Origin of the sequence: Rathayibacter sp. AY1C2 (assembly GCF_002931195.1) — a bacterium.
Classification (GTDB): domain Bacteria; phylum Actinomycetota; class Actinomycetes; order Actinomycetales; family Microbacteriaceae; genus Rathayibacter.
Genome location: NZ_PSWG01000040.1, coordinates 1,526 through 3,352, shown reverse-complemented (window position 1 = coordinate 3,352; position 1,827 = coordinate 1,526). Strand labels below are relative to the sequence as shown.

Below are 1,827 nucleotides of genomic sequence, written 5' to 3'. Positions count from 1 at the left end.
GGATCGACAAGATTCGCATGGCGCGGCTTTCGGGCTGCGGTCATGCAAATCATTGGATCTGCAACTTTTCGAGTTGTAGTTTCTTAACTCATGTGATTAGCAAGTTCATAAGAGCAAACGGTGAATGCCTTGGCATCTGGAGCCGAAGAAGGACGTCGTAATCTGCGATAAGCCTCGGGGAGCTGATAAACGAGCTGTGATCCGAGGATTTCCGAATGGGGAAACCCCGCCAGGCCCCTTGTGGTGACCTGGTGACTCCCGCCTGAATATATAGGGCGGGTAGAGGGAACGTGGGGAAGTGAAACATCTCAGTACCCACAGGAAGAGAAAACAACAGTGATTCCGTCAGTAGTGGCGAGCGAACGCGGAAGAGGCTAAACCGAGTCATGTGTGATACCCGGCAGGGGTTGCATGGCCGGGGTTGTGGGACTTTTCGTTCCGGTCTGCCGGCCGGTGAACGTTACAGCGCATCATAGACGAACAGGTTTGAACGCCTGGCCAGAGCGGGTGCGAGCCCCGTAGTCGAAATGGTGTTATGGCGTGAAGAGTATCCCAAGTAGCACGGGGCCCGAGAAATCCCGTGTGAATCTGTCAGGACCACCTGATAAGCCTAAATACTCCCAGATGACCGATAGCGGACAAGTACCGTGAGGGAAAGGTGAAAAGTACCCCGGGAGGGGAGTGAAATAGTACCTGAAACCGTTTGCTTACAAACCGTCGGAGCCTCCTTGTAGGGGTGACGGCGTGCCTTTTGAAGAATGAGCCTGCGAGTTAGTGCTCTGTGGCGAGGTTAACCCGTGTGGGGCAGCCGTAGCGAAAGCGAGTCCGAATAGGGCGATTCAGTCGCAGGGTCTAGACCCGAAGCGAAGTGATCTATCCATGGCCAGGTTGAAGCGACGGTAAGACGTCGTGGAGGACCGAACCCACTTCAGTTGAAAATGGAGGGGATGAGCTGTGGATAGGGGTGAAAGGCCAATCAAACTTCGTGATAGCTGGTTCTCTCCGAAATGCATTTAGGTGCAGCGTTGCGTGTTTCTTGCCGGAGGTAGAGCTACTGGATGGCCGATGGGGCCCAAAAGCTTACTGACGTCAGCCAAACTCCGAATGCCGGTAAGTGAGAGCGCAGCAGTGAGACTGTGGGGGATAAGCTTCATAGTCGAGAGGGAAACAACCCAGACCACCAACTAAGGTCCCTAAGCGCGTGCTAAGTGGGAAAGGATGTGGAGTTGCACAGACAACCAGGAGGTTGGCTTAGAAGCAGCCACCCTTGAAAGAGTGCGTAATAGCTCACTGGTCAAGTGATTCCGCGCCGACAATGTAACGGGGCTCAAGCACGCCACCGAAGTTGTGGCATTGACATTAGTGGTAGGCCTTCGTGGTCCAGCCGTGTTGATGGGTAGGAGAGCGTCGTGTGGCGAGTGAAGCGGCGGTGTGAACCAGCCGTGGATGCCACACGAGTGAGAATGCAGGCATGAGTAGCGAAAGACGGGTGAGAAACCCGTCCTCCGGAAGACCAAGGGTTCCAGGGTCAAGCTAATCTTCCCTGGGTAAGTCGGGACCTAAGGCGAGGCCGACAGGCGTAGTCGATGGACAACGGGTTGATATTCCCGTACCGGCGAAGAACCGCCCAAGACAATCCAGTAGTGCTAAGTATCTGAATCCCTTTGATGGATCCCTTCGGGGTGAAGCGTTGGGCCTAGCGTACGACCCCGTGCTGGTGCGTTTAGCGTATTAACAGGTGTGACGCAGGAAGGTAGCCGAGCCGGGCGATGGTTGTCCCGGTCTAAGGATGTAGGGCGAACGATAGGCAAATCCGTCGTTCATATC

At 54.9% G+C, this 1,827-nt stretch carries 1 rRNA gene (running past one end of the window); it reads left to right on the top strand.

Features of this window, described 5'->3' with window-relative positions:
• Nucleotides 1–97 precede the first annotated feature (97 nt).
• A 23S ribosomal RNA gene (locus C5C55_RS16145) occupies nucleotides 98–1,827 on the top strand (it continues 1,487 nt past the right edge of the window).